Raw genomic sequence first — 14,329 nt, forward strand, 5'->3', positions numbered from 1 at the left:
TGTGCTTTCCTTACGTGAGGCTGTCGATTGATCCCGGCAGCGCGTCGATGATTCCGTTGAGGAGGTCGATAGCTCCGGGAGGGGTCTCGCGGAGTCGCGCAGATCCCAGGGTTTGAAGGCCGGTAGTCAGCTCCCACTTGACGCGGGCGAGCGTGCCTAGTTGCGGGTAGGTACCGGGGAGGTCGATCTGGATCTCCTGGCCTGGTCGCACGGTGTAGTCCGTACGCGTCGTGACATCCTGGACGCGACCCAAACCCTGAATCTTGGCGAGGTGAGCGGCAGCAACCCCAGGGCCTGGGTACGGCGTGGTGAACTCCAGCGGCTTGACCTTGCCCTTGATCCCGGCAGCGTCCTTGGCAACTTGCGTCAGGCCGTCTGCGTCGGTCCAGCGGAACGTGGCCACGACGCCGTCATAGCCGGACTCGTCGTCGTCCGCGTCGATGGTGTCCGTACCCTGGACGGTGTTGTCTGGTCGTGCGGAGAATCGACCTGGAACCGAGTAGTCAACGGGGTCAATGAGCCACCAGCGCCGCTGCTCGTCACAGAAGAGACGGAATCCAGCGGCAGCCGTCAACGGCTCCAAGAACTTCCATGCGTTCTCACCCGCGCGCCAGGTGAATAGCTCGGGCGAGCGTTCAACTAGGGCGGTGCGCTTGGACGTGGACAGGTGCGGTGTGCCATCCCAGGTGTAGGCATACAGATCCGTGCGAATCGTCGTACTTCCGTCGAAGGACGGCGTGTCCGTGGTGCCCTCGGTGATCATGACTCCGGTTATGTCCATCGTCTGCGACGCACTCCAGGTCCCACTAGACAGGTAGCAGTAGACGCCCGCCCGCACCGTGTCTGGGTACGCCTGAAAGACGAAGGACAAGCGGTGCCAGGTGTTCGCCGTAGTCGTGAAGTCAGGCCCGTTGAGATTGGTTCCGGATTGGGTGTTGCCGGTGTTGCGCTGCTGGACGCTGAGACGAATCGTCTTGGGCACGGACGTGCGCACCCACGCCGATACGCGGTAGAGCTGCTTACCGCTGAGGCGAACGTTGTAGACGCCCCCGGATACGCCGCTGTCATCGCCGCCGCTGAAGTACAGGCCACCTGTTGCGCCTGCTGTCATGGTGCCCCTGACAGCGGTCGTGATCGACGTACTCGGAACGCTCATACCAGTGAGGCGTGAGGTTGTGCCACCTGATACGGTCCAGCCGTCCAGGTTCGCTCCCGCGCTCGGGTTCGTCTGTAGGTTCTCGGCGTCCCAGGTGGCAGTGAGGTCAGCGTTTGCTGTACCGGCCTGGAGGGATGCTCCGGGGATCGCCTTGTTGAGGATGTAGTTGGTCAGGTTGCGGAGATTGGCCTCATGTGTGCGCGGTGTCGAGTCATCCGCGATGTCTGCCCATGCCTCTAGGAGCGCCTCGTCTGAGGCGAGATCCAGGCGAATCGTCTTTGCATCGTGCGAAACGGTGCGCTTACGGAGTGTGAGATTGGCAGCTATCCCCAACACATCGCCAGAGGTCGCGTTGAGCGTGACCCGCTGGCCTGTCTTGATCTGCTCCAGTAGCTCCTCATCGGTGAGGGGAACCTCCACGCTGGCCTGTGCGTACGGGTACCGCCCGGAGTCCAGAGCGAGGTCACCGTCAGACAGCTTCAGTGTGGGCGTGAGTGTCGTAACGGCAGGGACGCGGTGAACCACGCGCACGTCATCGAAGTACAGGAACGTGTCACCCGTGGATGTTCCCTTTAGCGTGAAGCTTCCGGTGGTGCTCGTCGCTGTGAAGACCGTTGTCATTAGGGTCCAGTCGTCTCCGGCGATACCCATAGTTGCGGCCTGAGCGCCCACGGTGATGCCTGCGGACTTGGGACCGAACGGCGAGAACACCCACGCGGATACCTCGTAGACGTGCCCGACGATAAGCGGGAACGTCTGAGCGGACGTGATGGACATTGCGCCCGCATCGAACTGGTAAACCTCGGCCATGCCCGCACCCGAATGGCCTTCGGAGTCACCGTGGTAGTAGGCCTCTGTGTTGCCCTGGAAGGCGGGAAGGCCTCCAATGTTCAGCTCGAAGCTCTCGGTGTAGATCGTCTCCTTGTGTGCGGGCACGATGATTACGGGCGTGCTCACCGTGATTGTTGCCGTTGCGTTCGGGTTGTTCTCGAAGGCCACTTAGACCTCCTGGAAGCCGACGCGGACATACCAGACGTCTGTCAGCTCGTCGTCTTGCTCGATGTCCAAAGAGCCGTCCAGCACGAATCGCATACCGAGTTCGGGGACGTCGCTGGAGGTCAGTGTGAAGGACGTTTCCTCTGCGTACAGGGCATATGCCGCGAAGGCCTGGACGCGGTTGGTGTAGACCGTCACCAGATCTCCGGAGCGCGGACGCGGGGCGATGTAGGACACGCCAATGGAGCCGTCCAGAAGATCGTGGATGCGATTGCGTGAGTCTCGGGAGGCGTCGTATCCGGCGACGGCCTCAGGGCTGGTGGAGCCTGCCCCGTTGGATGCGGTGATGATGTGACTAGACAAGGAGTGACCCTCCGTTTCGGGCCTTGACGGTGACGTAAACGGGGCGCGATTCCTGGTTACGTCGCATGGTGTTAATGGACGCGTTGGCGTCTGAGGTGTCGGCGCGGACGTTGATGGTCGCGTGACGTGTCTTGGCCAGTGCCTCTAGGTCGGACTTGGCCTCCGCCTTGCCGGTCGTCTTGACTTTGATCTCTGCGGTACGGTCTCGGGAGACGTCCTCTAGATCCGCCTCAGCGGCTCCGGTTTCGGCGTTGATCTCCACGTCTGCGTTCGGGTTGAAGGAGTCGTCAAACGCGACGGCTGCGGAAGAGCCACCGGAGCTACCTAGATCATTGAGGGCTGCGGCGTACGGGTCTCGGGCAGCTTCAGGGAGTGCGACGAACTGGGAGACCCATTGCATGCGGGCGTCCTCAGGCATCTCCATGAGGTTGCTCCACTGGTCTGGGCTGAGCTTCATGGACTGGAGGTTGGCCTGGTAGGTGGCGACGGCAGCGGCGTGCTGCTGCGTGTACTCCAACCAACGGTTGATATCGAGTGCGCCGTCTTCCGTCGTGGCGTACTCGGTGGCAGCATCACGCATGGAGTCGTATGCGCTCGTCACCGAGTCCTGGACAACCTGCTCAGCCGACGCGATGCGTTCGGCCTTCTCCTCCTCAGCGGCTGCGGTGGCCAGGGCCTGCTCCACGCCCGCGTCACGTTGACGCTGTGCGGATTCGGCAGACTGTTCACGAGTGTCAATCTCCTGGTCCAGCGCCTGAAGGAGATCGTCATATCCAGCAATCTCGTCCTCAAGGGCCTGGACCTTTGCCATGCCTGCCTCATCGGCAAGCGCGGTGTTTGCGGCCAGCGCCTCACCCTGCTCTACGGTCGCGTCACGCGCGTCCTGCATGGCGTCTCGGTAGTCCTGCACGGCCTCATCCGTGCTCCCCAAAACCTTGCCTAGTTCGTCGGCTCCCTGGCCGGTGATCTTGAGCGCGTCGGACCACTCTTCAAGCTGGCTCGGATCGTCTTCCCAGAACCAACGGAAGTCCGTGGACTTGGCCTCCTCCAACTCACGGATGCGTTCGACCAGACGGCCAGCGCTGGAGATCCAGGCCTCCGTTGAGACGCCCGCCTCGACGGCGTCAGAGGCGTACTCCACGGCCTTCATGCGGAGTTCTTCAGCGGCCTCCTCAGCCTCCTGGAACTTGCCCACGGCGATACCGATACCGGCAGCGATGGCCAGACCAGCAAGCGCTCCAGCCGGGCCAAACCCGGCAAAGGCGTTGGCGGCAACCTCTTGGAACGCGTCCAGGATCGATTCCGCCGAACCGTCGAAGGATGCAGCCGCCTCCTTGGCGGTGGAGTTGGCCTCTTCGCCCATCTCCTTGACGCCATCCTCCGCGCCCTTGAAGCCGCGCTTAGCGTCGTCGCCTGCGTCCTTGGCAGCAAAGCCAAGCTTCTTGAGGTCGGAGCGTGCGTCTTCCAGCTCCTCCTTCAGGTCCTCGGTGGCGTCCTGCGCCTTGTCCAGATCGCGCTCTAGGTCGCGTCCGGCGTCTACCTTGGTCAGCGCCTTGAGCGCGTCCTCCGCGTCCTCTAGAGGCTCAACTAGGCCGTTCTTGATTGACTTCTCAATGCCGCCCGTATCGACGGCCATCGGGATCTTGATTTCGCCGCGTGCCATTAGCTGACCTCCTCCAGGGCTTCATGGATGGTTCTGCGTGCGGTCTGCACCCAGAGGCTTGCCACACGCGGGATGGCCTCGCGGGCGGCTGGGAACGCGACGTTTCCGGCGCGTCGGTTGGGACCGAACGTGTTACCCGCTGAGCGGGTGTACGCCTTGCCCTTCTTGGACGTGCTGGCGATCTGCTTTCCGGAGTTCATGCCGAACTCTGCGGAGCGAGCCAGAGCAGAGACAGGGACACCACTGGATAGGCGTCCCTTGCCACCGGACTTGAAGGTGATGTTGCGGGCGGTCACGGAGACGTCAGCGGAGTTGACTAGGACACGCTGTTGGATGCGCGTGGCGGCGCGTCCTCGTGTCTCTTCAAACCAGATCGGCTTTGCAGCCGACTTGGTCTGAGAGCCAATCTGTTGCTTTATCTCGGTCGGGACCGCCCGCATTGCCAGCGCTAGGTCTCGTAGCGGACTGTCAATGAGTAGCGAGATCGAACCGGAGCCGGACAATCTCGCCATGACTTATACCGAGACTGTTGGTACTGGTCGGCCTGTGCACGGCAGCACGACCGTGCTGACACCTACGGCCTTGGTGGCTCCACCGATCTTTGGAGCAACCAGGGTGACTGTCTGTGTCCAGGTGGTGGGACCGTCCACAATCTTGAGGACAACGTTGCTGCCCTCGTCGGTGAACATCTTGCGAGCAAGGCCAGTTGCTCCGAAGTCCTGGGCGACGTTGAGCGTGACATTCCAGGCAGACTGACCGGCTAGACGGGTGGTCTTTCCGGAGACGTCAGTAAACTCCGCAGTGACCGGCGTCGGGTCAATCGAATAGTCCTGAATGTGGGCGGTGTAGTCGTCCGTACCGATGGAGATTGTTGCGGTGACGATGCGAATGTTTGCGGCAATAGCGGCCATTTTGTTCCCTCCTTAGGGAGCGGGTGTTTCAAGTGGTGTGATTGGGAGATACGTGGTGATGACGGCCACGGGCAGGCGGTATGTGCTTTCGCCTGTTTCCAGGCGGCCACGCTGCGCGTCTGCGTACGGGATTTGGTCCGTCTGGTCCAAAGCGCGGTAGAGATCAGCCATTGCGCTGGTCACTCGGAGTAGGCCCTTTACGGCGTCGGTCTCCGGCGCGATGAGGTAGAGGTCAAAGCCAACGGCGACAAACCCAGGTGTCACGTCGGTACCAAGCACGCTGGTAGTGATGTCCAACTGGTCATATGCGAGGACAATCCCGTTGACTCTGGACCCGTACTTTTCACCGTTGATCACGCGCCATTCGGGAGGGCAGGTATCGACCAAATACGCCTCTAGGTCGGCGGCGACGTTGACAAGCTCAGAAGACATCTGCGACTCCGCTCGTCGGGCGGATGATGCTGCGGATCGTCTTGTCCAGCGGGCGCGGTGTGAAGGAGTAGCCCTCTGCACCTACGCCCCCGTCCTGCTGCGCGCGTCCGGCGTTCCAGAGGTTCTTTGCCTGCTCTAGCTGCGCGTAGACGTAGCGCGCCGGTACGGCGTCGTCCTCCAGTGCAGCCAGGAACGCCTCATTCGGCGTTTGGGCAGGGGCGTAAGCCAGGACCTGGTCCTTGGCGATGTCCAGGAGAAAGCCGCATAGCTCGGCGTTTTCCACGGGCGCGTCAGACCACGCGCTGAGGAGACGTTGTGCCTCCTCAGGCGTGGCGACGGAGTACCAAGTAGTGGTCATGACTTACGCCCCGTGGCCTTACGGCTTGGTTCCGATGAGAGCCAGGCTCTCCGGACGAACCACGAAGGTCTCCAAGAAGGCGACGTGAGCGCGGTCTACACCGAACTTGGCGACCTCTAGAGCGTCGATCTCTGCAAGCTGCTCGCGGATCTCAATGGCGTTCTTTGCGCCAACGATGATCTGAGGGTTAGCGGCAACGGTGCCGGTGAAGAAGGCCTGTGGAGCCTTGACTACGCGGACCTTTCCAGCGGTGCCTTCACCTGTTCCAAGGCCAACGCCGAACTCCACGAACTCAGGAACAAGATCCTTCGGTGTGTAGAGGAGCTGCGTCCATGCGGCAGGGTTGACGATTGCGAATGACGCATCGTCGCCGTTGTCTGAAATCAGGTCAATGCCCTGGATGAGCTGGCCCATTGCAGCCGGGTACTGAGTTGGGAAGGTGCCAGGTGCAACCAGACGGTCAAGCGCGGTGCTGGTCTTTGCGGCAACGCTGAAGATGGCGCGTAGCGCATCCTCGTCTGACTCCTTGGCGTAGGAGTCAATGACGCCCTCCCAGAAGGCGGCGAGCACGTCGGCTCCACCCTCTAGGTACTGCCACTCCAACGCGATGTCAGCCGCGAAGCCGTACTTGTCGAGTGTCGAACCGTAGAGCGAAGTCGTAGCCGATCCGGTGGGAAGCTCGACCTTCTGACCCGCGTTCGCAACCTTCTTGACTAGAGCGGTGCCCTGGTCGATCTTCCAGCCCTTGCGTCCACCCAAGGAGATGCCACCGTTTGAATGCGCGATGAGATCCATGTAGCGGCGCGTGTAGCGCTTGCCCTGCCAAAGCTTGCCCGCGAAGGTCGGCGGGATCGCGCCGGACGTGACGTGTGCCGGAGTCGTGATGTCAGCCAGTGCAGCCAGGAACGTCTCCTGGTCGGCGCTCTGTCCGGGTGTGCCGCTCTTGACGGCGGACATTGCGGAATAGACCGCGTTGAGGTCTACGTCCTTGGCCTTGGCCGGGACGTTGGCCATGAGGGTTGCCGGGACCTGTGCCCCGGCGTCTGTGGTGACTTCGTCACTCATTGAGAACTCCTGTTCTTTTTCGGGTTCCTCTGCCGGGGCGGCAGTAGGCTTGGCGACCGCTGACACCTGGTCAGCGGTGGTTGATAGGCGCGCGGCGTCAGCGCGGAGCTGTTCCTCTACGGCCTGGAGGCGCTGGAGGATCTGCTCCAGCTCGTCGGCCTCTAGCTCGTCGGCGGAGCGCTCCTGTACCTCGTCGTCAGGAGCGACGGAGAAGAGTCCGGCGCTGGCAAACGCGCCCTGCTTGACGACGGCGGCACCGGTCAGGCGAGCGGCTAGGGCCTTGGCTCCGTCGCGGACGATGCCCGCCACCTCGGCGGAGAGCTTGCGAACCGGGTTCGCGAGATACGCGTCTCCCTCGTCCGTGTCGGCCACGGTGAACTCAGCGACGATTCCGGCGTCTGTGACCTCTAGAGAGGTGGCGCGGCCAATCGGCGTGAAGCGGTCATGCTCAACGTTGAGCGTGACCACGGAGGCATCTCGCGGGACGGTGATGCTGGCAGCGGAGAACTCGATAGGCGCATTGCCGGACTTGTTCGGATTGCTCAGCTCCCCGAACGGCAGGAGTAGCCCGCGAATGATGCGGGTCCCCTCCACGCGCTGGAACATGCCAGCCTCGTTTGTATCTAGCTCAGGAGCTAGAGAACTAAATTCAGCCGATACGTCGGCCTGGATCTGATCAGACATAGGGGTTACTCCGTTACTTCTGAGGTCACGGGGGATGGCTGCTCGGGAGCCGTGACCGGGGATTCAGGGGATAGCTCGCTAGGCGTTGGCACCATGAAGTCCGACAGGTCAGCGCGGACCTCAGCGTTGGGACCTACGACGCTGTCCATGGAGAGAGCTGCGGTGATGGCGTAGGCGAAACGAGCGGAGCCGAAGACCCATAGCTCAGACGCCTTGTTGTTCTCGTTCGTGTAGGTCATCTGACCTGCTGAGCCGCCCTCTTTGCCCGCCTCCAGGAAGGAAGCCGGGACGCCTGTGTGCATGGCGAGCTGGAGGCGAAGGGAGTTCATGCCTGCTTCAAAGAGGTCCACAGCCTGGCCGTTGTGTTCCTTGACCTCGATGTAGGACGGCGTGACGGAGACGGCGTGCTTTTTGCGGCTGGCCGAGTAGTTGTCTGCCAGTGCCTCCTTCTCCTCGCGAGTCATCTCGTCGTGGAGTGTGTCGGTTAGGTGTAGCTCGGTGGCAGCCGGTGGCGCGTCAATGCGGGCCTGCCTGGAGTGCTCCAGCTTGCGGGCCTGGCGGATCGAGTCGATGCCATCCACCAGAAGACCGTTAGACCCCAGCGGCACGTAGATCAGGCGCTGACGGTAACGCGCGGGGATAACGGCAGGGTCTGCCTCCACCTGGCCTGTCTCTCGGTTGATCTCCCAGTGCTCGCGCGGGATGTGGATCATGTCGCGAGGAAGGCCGAATGCGTCCAGCTCGCAACCCAGAACGGCTGAGCCGTGGAGGAAGAGGTCCCGAACTACGCCGTTCCAGCGGATGAAGGGTGAGATTCCAGAGGCGGAGTTGGAGATCCAGAGCGGCTGATCTTCGGCCTCGACGCCGTCGCGGTAGACCACGAACTTGAGCGGAGCCACCAAGGCCTGGTGAGCCTGGAGAGCGCGGTTGACCTCGGGTACGCGGAGCGCTATCTCAGGGGTGACTATCTCAGTCGGGAAGTCCCAGAGGTCACCCACGATTGCGGGCATGAGGCTATTGGGTTCAGCCCACGGGGAGGCGAGATTGGCGGGCAGAGCCTCAACCTTTGGCGGTAGGCCAATGAGGGAGCGTCCTGCGGTATTCCAAAAACCCATGCTTCTCCTGTTTGGAGGCCGCCCGCCTGGTAAACAAAGTGAGAAAAGAAACCCAGGCGGGCAGCCCTGTAGATACATATCCAGGATCGCGCGAAAAGGTCGGGGTCTATTCGGATGAGAATGCGTCAAATGCGCGTGCAGAGGCGTAAATACGCGGGTGTATTAGCGCCTAAAGTGACTGAGTTTTGCGCTTATGCGGCGTCGAAGAACTCGATAATTGCGCCGGTTGAAGCTGGGCGCTCCGTCTCCAGCGCGTATACGGCCAATGCAGCGGCCTCAATTGGTGTGATGTCGGCGTCATCTTGACCCTTGGGTGTGCCAAATCCCCAGCCGGTACCCGTGCTCCAGGCTCGTTTGACGGCGATCTCCACGGCTGAGTTCAGCTCTAGCTGGTCATAGTGGCGGAGGCGGTCCTCTTTGAGGAGAGTCATGAAGTGGACTGATGCGCGGCGCGACTCTCGCGGGGTGAGCGCGCGGGAGGCAGGGCGGGGGGACGCGGTCTCTAGCTCGGCAATGATGTTGGCGTTCGCTGCGCCACCAGCTCCTCCGCCGTCGAAGATCAGCGTGCGCTTCTGGCTGCGCGAGGTCATGACCAGCGTCTTTGCTAGGCCCTTCACGCCCGTCTGGTGATGCAGGAGCGCGACGTGCGTCCGCCCGTCCTTGTCCTTCCAAGCCTGAGCTACGGAGGCGTAGTCCGCATCGCGGTTGACCTGGAAAACAATGCTGGAGACGGCTGGTTTATCAGCCGGCGTCAGACTGTCAAGCGGGAGTGCACTGGAGATCCAGAGAGGCTGCGGAACCAAAGCGGTGCTACCGCCTTCAGCTCCAAAGAGGTTGAAGTACTCGCGTGTGTACTTCTTCACGCCTAGCCGCTCGTAGCTGTTTTGGATGCGGTCCAGCGTCGTGAGCGTCCCAATGCCGGGATGCATCTGCTCGGTCAGCTCGCGCGCTCGCGCTCGCGGGTGGTCTTCATCCGGCTCCCAGCGCTCCAGCTCATCCGGGTCTGTGTCATCCGGCAGCATGTAAGCGACACGTCCGGCGCGCTCGTCGTGCAGCGTGCTCCAGAACTCGGAGCCGCCACGGTAGTCACCGGCTGTACCGGCAAGGACTAGTTGGCCCTCAGGCCGCGTGTCGAAGGCGGGGATGACCGCGCCAATGATGTCCTCCCAGCGCTCCGGTGAGCACTCGCCCGCCTCATCGAGAAGTAACGTGTCGTACGCGCCGGAGCGCACCGCGTCACCGTCCGGCGAGAGTACGGAGAGCACGGAGCCATTCGGGAACTCGACGCGCTCAGATCCGTTCGAACGGATGAGCTTGACGGGGCGTGCGTCATCCTCCGGCCAGCGGCGCGCGATGGGTCCGTACACGTCCAGGCGGTAACGCTCGCTGGACTTCTTCTGAGTCGTGAGGAGCGTAAATGCGGCGTAGTGGACCGGCCTCAGGAAGCACCGTCCAAGGAGCACACAGAAGAGGGTTGTGGTTTTGGAGGATCGACGCGGCATGATTACAGCGTTCATGAGCTTCCCGGCGTTGAGCATATCGGCAACGCGGAGCATCTGAGGGTGCACGGTGTCCAGGAGTCCTAAGAGCCAGGCTCCAACTAGGAACTCGTCACGCGCCTGTTGGTTGGTCGAGAGGTCGGACTCATAGAGAGGTCGGATGCCGGAATCGCGGAGCGCCAGCCACGCGGCTTCCTCGCGGAGAGGATGCAGCCTGACCGGCTCGGGTAGGTCAGTCATTCCTTGCCAGCGACCCAACTACTCAGGCGTGAAAGTGACCCACCGTAATCATGGGCCTGACGGTAGACAGCCTTTCGCGCAACGGCTCGCTCCTCTAGCTCGCGCATGTAGCGGGCAATGCGGCGCTTGCGAAAGTACTTCTTTAGCTTCTTCATGGTTTCCGTTCTGGATTCGGGGAGAGAGATGCGTATTAGAGCCGAAGGCGGGGATTGCTGTGTTTCGATCTAAAAAACCGGCTCGATCTCGTACGTAATGAAGTCATCTGTCCAGGAGTAGGAGACCACCACATAGTCAGTGCCATCCTTGTGGATGAATGCGGGAGCTACGCCCTTCTCGACCTTGGCCCGTATCTCTGGCGTAAGGGCACCCACCATGTAGCTCACTCGCTCTCCTCCTCAACCTCAGGCAATGCAGCGGTCAGCGCATTGTGCTCAGCCTCTAGCGCGTCCCACTTATCCACCTCGGCGTCACGCAACATCGTGAGGCTGGATAGCTGTTGGTCATAGCTCGCGATGATCTCGTCGCTCTGCTGGATGCGTGTATCCAATTCGGATATGCGCGCCTCAATGGCTGCGCGTACTGCTGCGTTCACTTGTCTTCCTCCTTGGTCATGACCCAAACGCTTCCGTTATGGATTGGTTCACCGCACGCACACACCAATGGACGTGTCTGGCTATATGCCGCGTGAGCGGATGGGATCTCCCCAACTAGTTGATTGGTATTGCTCACTTGCTTCTCCTTGTTCACCAGGGCGGTCCCTTGAATGTGCTTATGCCCTTACCGGCATTAGTGATGCGGGCACCAGATCGGCCACCCACGTTGCGGTTGCCGGGACAAGTCCCGGTCTTGGTTCGGTGCTCGGGCGCTAGGTTCTCCAGGCCCTCACCTCCGAATGGGTCGATGTGCCCCACGTCAAAGGGCGTGGTCTCGTAGATGAGACGTCCGCACCTCCAGCACGCGACCTCATCGCCTCGGTCCCAGGCCTTGCGGACCTGAGCGCGTACGTGCTTGCTGTTGCGCTGGTACTCGGCTGAGGTGTGCTTAGCGGTCACGTTTGGCACCTCCCTGCTTGCGCTCACAGTTCGCATGGCGAGCTAGGAGGCGTCGGCGTATCCAGGCGTCAGGAGCTGCATAGAAGTCGTTGTGCACGTCACATGCGACGACAGGGCCTAGAGGTGTATCTGGGATGTATCGGCTACCCACGGCTCACCCGCCTAGCGCTGTACTCCTGCATCACACGGCCACAGTCAAAGCACCTGCATCCCCAATTCGTGTACGTCGAGACGGAGCCATGTGGGAGCGCCTGTACGGCACGGAGCCATTGGGTGCGCGTAGCTCGGTTGGCGTTCGCGTTGGCGTTAGGTCGAAGGCTCATGCGGCACCTCGCATGGCGTTGTCGTAGAGCTTGTGGCAGCTCTTGCAACGTGGCTCGTAGAAGTCGGCGCGCACGCTATACGGCAGCGCAAAGCGAGCGTCCTTCAGCTCCTCGGGGTCATTGCCCGTGTAGCTCCAGTCATCGGCTGGCCTTCCGCAATCTCGGCACTCGTACCCGGATGCAGGACCTCTGAGGCTGCGTAGACGCATGTGGACGCCCGAATAGGTAGGCGTATCAGTGCGGATAGATCCGACGTTGTCAGTGGCAACCTGTGCGGCTCGCTCAGCCCTCCAACATCCACACGATGCGATGTCGCCCGATTTCAGGTGCCTGCCCTGCACCGCTTTCTGGTTGCCGCACGTGCATGCGCACAACCAAACCGGGTGCTTACCAATATTCGAAACACGCTCAATGACGGTCAAACGTCCAAACGTTTGTCCCGTGATATCGATAGCGCGTGTTGTTGCCATGTATTAATCATGTGGCTCAACACCTCCACGCTATTTGTCACCAGCTCACGCCAAACCCTCGATATCCGCATGATTCCGGTATGTGCGAGGTGACCAAAACTGATTCGGTAACTTCTTCGATCACTTTTTCTATTTAACTCTGCAAGGGTTGTAAGGGGGTCATTGTTCCTCTCTATGCACTATTACTAGGGATGGAACGATGACCCCCTTTCACCCCCTGACATTTGATCCGAATCACCATTTGTAAAGTCCTGCATTCTTGAATTACCGCAAAGCGCGGAATTTGAATGAAGGAAAGTAAAGTGAAAGTAAATGAATCCCTCCTTATTGAGGACTCACCTCTGGCTGAGCATGTGGCAGTGCAGCTCATCGAGACATTGGCCTGGACTGGAGAACGCGGCTGGTTGAAGTGGTCGGGGAAAGTCTGGGAGCAGGTGAAGACGCCGGAGGCCGTGGAGGTTGTACGTCTTCAGCTCCTCGCGATGTTCAACGCCATCGTCACGGAACCGACGACCACAGACGCGCAACGGAAGGCAGCGATGCGCCTCCTCGGCAAGCCCAAGGCCGCTGCGGTCCTCTATTTCCTGGAGGGTCTGTTACACGTCCCTGCTGAGAAGTGGGACGCACACCCGGACTACCTGAACGTCAAGAATGGTGTCGTCCACCTCGCGACGGGCGATCTCGGCAAGCATGAAGCCCGGTTCCGCTTTACCAAGATCGCGGCAGCTCGATACATGCCGTACGCCACGCACGCGGACTGGGAGATGGCGTTGGAAGCCGTGCCGGAGGATGTGCGCGACTGGCTCCAGGTTCGCTATGGTCAGGCCGCGACCGGTCACCGCACGTCAGACGATGTGCTCCCGCTCCAGCAAGGATCTGGCTCCAACGGCAAGTCCACGCTGGTGGATGCGATTGCGGATGCTCTCGGGGATCACGCTGTCTACGTTCCGGAGAAGGTACTCCTGGCCAACCCGAATGAGCACCCGACAGACCTAATGACGCTGCACGGCGCGCGCCTTGCGATCATCGAAGAGTTGCCGGAAGGCCGACACCTACCGACGAAGCGCCTCAAGGATTTGGTCGGCACGAAGCGCATGACGGCTCGCTTGATGCGTCAGGACTTTGTGAGCTGGGATGCCACGCATTCACTCGTGGTCAACACGAACTACACGCCCTTGGTTGCGGAGACGGATCACGGTACCTGGAGACGACTTGCCTTGGTCACCTTCCCGTACCGGTTCATCCATCCCTCAGAACCCAAGCTGTTGCCGAACGATCGTCACGGAGATCCCGGAATCCGTGAGCGCATGCAGTCGGATCGTGCGGTGAAGGAGGCGGTTCTGTCGTGGATCGTCGAGGGCGCGAAGGCCTGGTATGCGATCAGCAAGGAGATGCCACCCGTACCTCTCCGCGTCCAGGAGGATACGGAAGCGTGGCGGGATGAGGCTGACGTGATCATGGCCTACGCCCGTCAGCACCTCACGTTTGATCCGGACTCGATGGTCATGAGCACCGAACTCTTTGCGGACTTCTCGGACTGGCTGAGTGACAAGAAGCGCTCACCATGGAGTGATCAGACGTTCGCCTCCCGCTTCGGAGGGCATGACCTCGCGGAGGAGAACAAGGTCAAGAAGGGACTGCGCTCGATTGATCCCAAGACCCTCTCCCGGCGTCACGGAAACAACCTGAGCACGCCGCCGCCCAAGCGCGCCACGTGCTGGGTTGGCGTCAAGTTCGCAAAGGTCGAGACCGCGCCCGCGCTGGTGGATCACACATGACCGACCGGGACCCGCTCCAGCGCACGGCTGACCTCCTACTGAGTGCAGCGGATGCAATTGCCCAAGCCAACCTGCTTATGGAGCAAATAACTACCAGATCAAACCGTGAAAACCTCACGGTTGCCGACGAAGAACTAGAAGAGAAGAGTAATGAGAATGAGTGAGCACAGGTTGAACTATCAGGGCAGAGGCGTCTACACCCTCCCACGCGATATTTGGTGGCT

General features: G+C 61.1%; 13 protein-coding genes. 2 read left to right on the top strand and 11 right to left on the bottom strand.

The window, feature by feature from the left end; genetic code table 11:
- Window positions 1-10: 10 nt before the first annotated feature.
- The 11 genes from MRBLWH10_RS04125 to MRBLWH10_RS04175 all read right to left on the bottom strand — a co-directional run bounded on the left by MRBLWH10_RS04125 (window position 11) and on the right by MRBLWH10_RS04175 (window position 11,074).
- A complete protein-coding gene (locus tag MRBLWH10_RS04125) occupies window positions 11-2,155 on the bottom strand; it encodes a carbohydrate binding domain-containing protein (protein ID WP_341941726.1) in 2,145 nt (714 codons plus the stop codon).
- A complete protein-coding gene (locus MRBLWH10_RS04130) occupies window positions 2,156-2,515 on the bottom strand; it encodes a hypothetical protein (protein ID WP_341941727.1) in 360 nt (119 codons plus the stop codon).
- Window positions 2,508-4,178 carry a hypothetical protein gene (locus MRBLWH10_RS04135; RefSeq protein ID WP_341941728.1) on the bottom strand — a complete coding sequence of 557 codons (1,671 nt, stop codon included), beginning with the start codon at window positions 4,176-4,178 and terminating at the stop codon, window positions 2,508-2,510. Before MRBLWH10_RS04135 ends, MRBLWH10_RS04130 begins: the two co-directional genes overlap by 8 nt.
- Window positions 4,178-4,474, bottom strand: a complete 297-nt coding sequence (locus MRBLWH10_RS04140; protein ID WP_341941729.1) for a hypothetical protein — start codon at window positions 4,472-4,474, stop codon at window positions 4,178-4,180. The genes MRBLWH10_RS04135 and MRBLWH10_RS04140 overlap by 1 nt, the downstream gene beginning before the upstream one ends.
- Window positions 4,475-4,693: 219 nt before the next feature.
- The gene (locus tag MRBLWH10_RS04145; RefSeq protein WP_341941730.1) at window positions 4,694-5,089 is read right to left on the bottom strand and encodes a hypothetical protein; all 396 of its coding nucleotides are present in this window, start codon (window positions 5,087-5,089) and stop codon (window positions 4,694-4,696) included.
- Between the two features lie 12 nt (window positions 5,090-5,101).
- Window positions 5,102-5,521 carry a hypothetical protein gene (locus MRBLWH10_RS04150; protein ID WP_341941731.1) on the bottom strand — a complete coding sequence of 140 codons (420 nt, stop codon included), beginning with the start codon at window positions 5,519-5,521 and terminating at the stop codon, window positions 5,102-5,104.
- Window positions 5,511-5,879 (bottom strand): hypothetical protein, encoded by a 369-nt coding sequence (locus MRBLWH10_RS04155; protein ID WP_341941732.1) that lies wholly within the window; start codon window positions 5,877-5,879, stop codon window positions 5,511-5,513. Before MRBLWH10_RS04155 ends, MRBLWH10_RS04150 begins: the two co-directional genes overlap by 11 nt.
- 18 nt (window positions 5,880-5,897) lie before the next feature.
- Window positions 5,898-7,628 (bottom strand): hypothetical protein, encoded by a 1,731-nt coding sequence (locus MRBLWH10_RS04160; protein ID WP_341941733.1) that lies wholly within the window; start codon window positions 7,626-7,628, stop codon window positions 5,898-5,900.
- Between the two features lie 5 nt (window positions 7,629-7,633).
- Window positions 7,634-8,638 (bottom strand): hypothetical protein, encoded by a 1,005-nt coding sequence (locus tag MRBLWH10_RS04165; protein ID WP_341941734.1) that lies wholly within the window; start codon window positions 8,636-8,638, stop codon window positions 7,634-7,636.
- Window positions 8,639-8,934: 296 nt separating this feature from the next.
- A complete protein-coding gene (locus MRBLWH10_RS04170; RefSeq protein ID WP_341941735.1) occupies window positions 8,935-10,245 on the bottom strand; it encodes a hypothetical protein in 1,311 nt (436 codons plus the stop codon).
- A 616-nt stretch (window positions 10,246-10,861) separates the two neighbouring features.
- Window positions 10,862-11,074 (bottom strand): hypothetical protein, encoded by a 213-nt coding sequence (locus MRBLWH10_RS04175; RefSeq protein WP_341941736.1) that lies wholly within the window; start codon window positions 11,072-11,074, stop codon window positions 10,862-10,864.
- 1,612 nt (window positions 11,075-12,686) lie between these two features.
- On the opposite strand from MRBLWH10_RS04175, the gene MRBLWH10_RS04180 reads away from it, so the two are divergent.
- A complete protein-coding gene (locus MRBLWH10_RS04180; protein WP_341941737.1) occupies window positions 12,687-14,105 on the top strand; it encodes a phage/plasmid primase, P4 family in 1,419 nt (472 codons plus the stop codon).
- Window positions 14,102-14,269: a hypothetical protein gene (locus MRBLWH10_RS04185; RefSeq protein WP_341941738.1), complete on the top strand. Its 168-nt coding sequence runs from the start codon at window positions 14,102-14,104 to the stop codon at window positions 14,267-14,269. The genes MRBLWH10_RS04180 and MRBLWH10_RS04185 overlap by 4 nt, the downstream gene beginning before the upstream one ends.
- Window positions 14,270-14,329 lie beyond the last annotated feature (60 nt).

It is taken from the genome of Microbacterium sp. LWH10-1.2 (genome assembly GCF_038397765.1).
In the GTDB taxonomy this organism is placed as follows: domain Bacteria; phylum Actinomycetota; class Actinomycetes; order Actinomycetales; family Microbacteriaceae; genus Microbacterium; species Microbacterium natoriense.

Excerpts from the sequence above, each read along its gene's own strand:
- MRBLWH10_RS04135 (WP_341941728.1), bottom strand. The coding sequence starts at position 4,178 with ATGGCACGCGGCGAAATCAAGATCCCGATGGCCGTCGATACGGGCGGC.
- MRBLWH10_RS04145 (WP_341941730.1), bottom strand. The coding sequence starts at position 5,089 with ATGGCCGCTATTGCCGCAAACATTCGCATCGTCACCGCAACAATCTCC.
- MRBLWH10_RS04150 (WP_341941731.1), bottom strand. The coding sequence starts at position 5,521 with ATGTCTTCTGAGCTTGTCAACGTCGCCGCCGACCTAGAGGCGTATTTG.
- MRBLWH10_RS04155 (WP_341941732.1), bottom strand. The coding sequence starts at position 5,879 with ATGACCACTACTTGGTACTCCGTCGCCACGCCTGAGGAGGCACAACGT.
- MRBLWH10_RS04160 (WP_341941733.1), bottom strand. The coding sequence starts at position 7,628 with ATGTCTGATCAGATCCAGGCCGACGTATCGGCTGAATTTAGTTCTCTA.
- MRBLWH10_RS04165 (WP_341941734.1), bottom strand. The coding sequence starts at position 8,638 with ATGCCCGCAATCGTGGGTGACCTCTGGGACTTCCCGACTGAGATAGTC.
- MRBLWH10_RS04170 (WP_341941735.1), bottom strand. The coding sequence starts at position 10,245 with ATGCCGCGTCGATCCTCCAAAACCACAACCCTCTTCTGTGTGCTCCTT.
- MRBLWH10_RS04185 (WP_341941738.1), top strand. The coding sequence starts at position 14,102 with ATGACCGACCGGGACCCGCTCCAGCGCACGGCTGACCTCCTACTGAGT.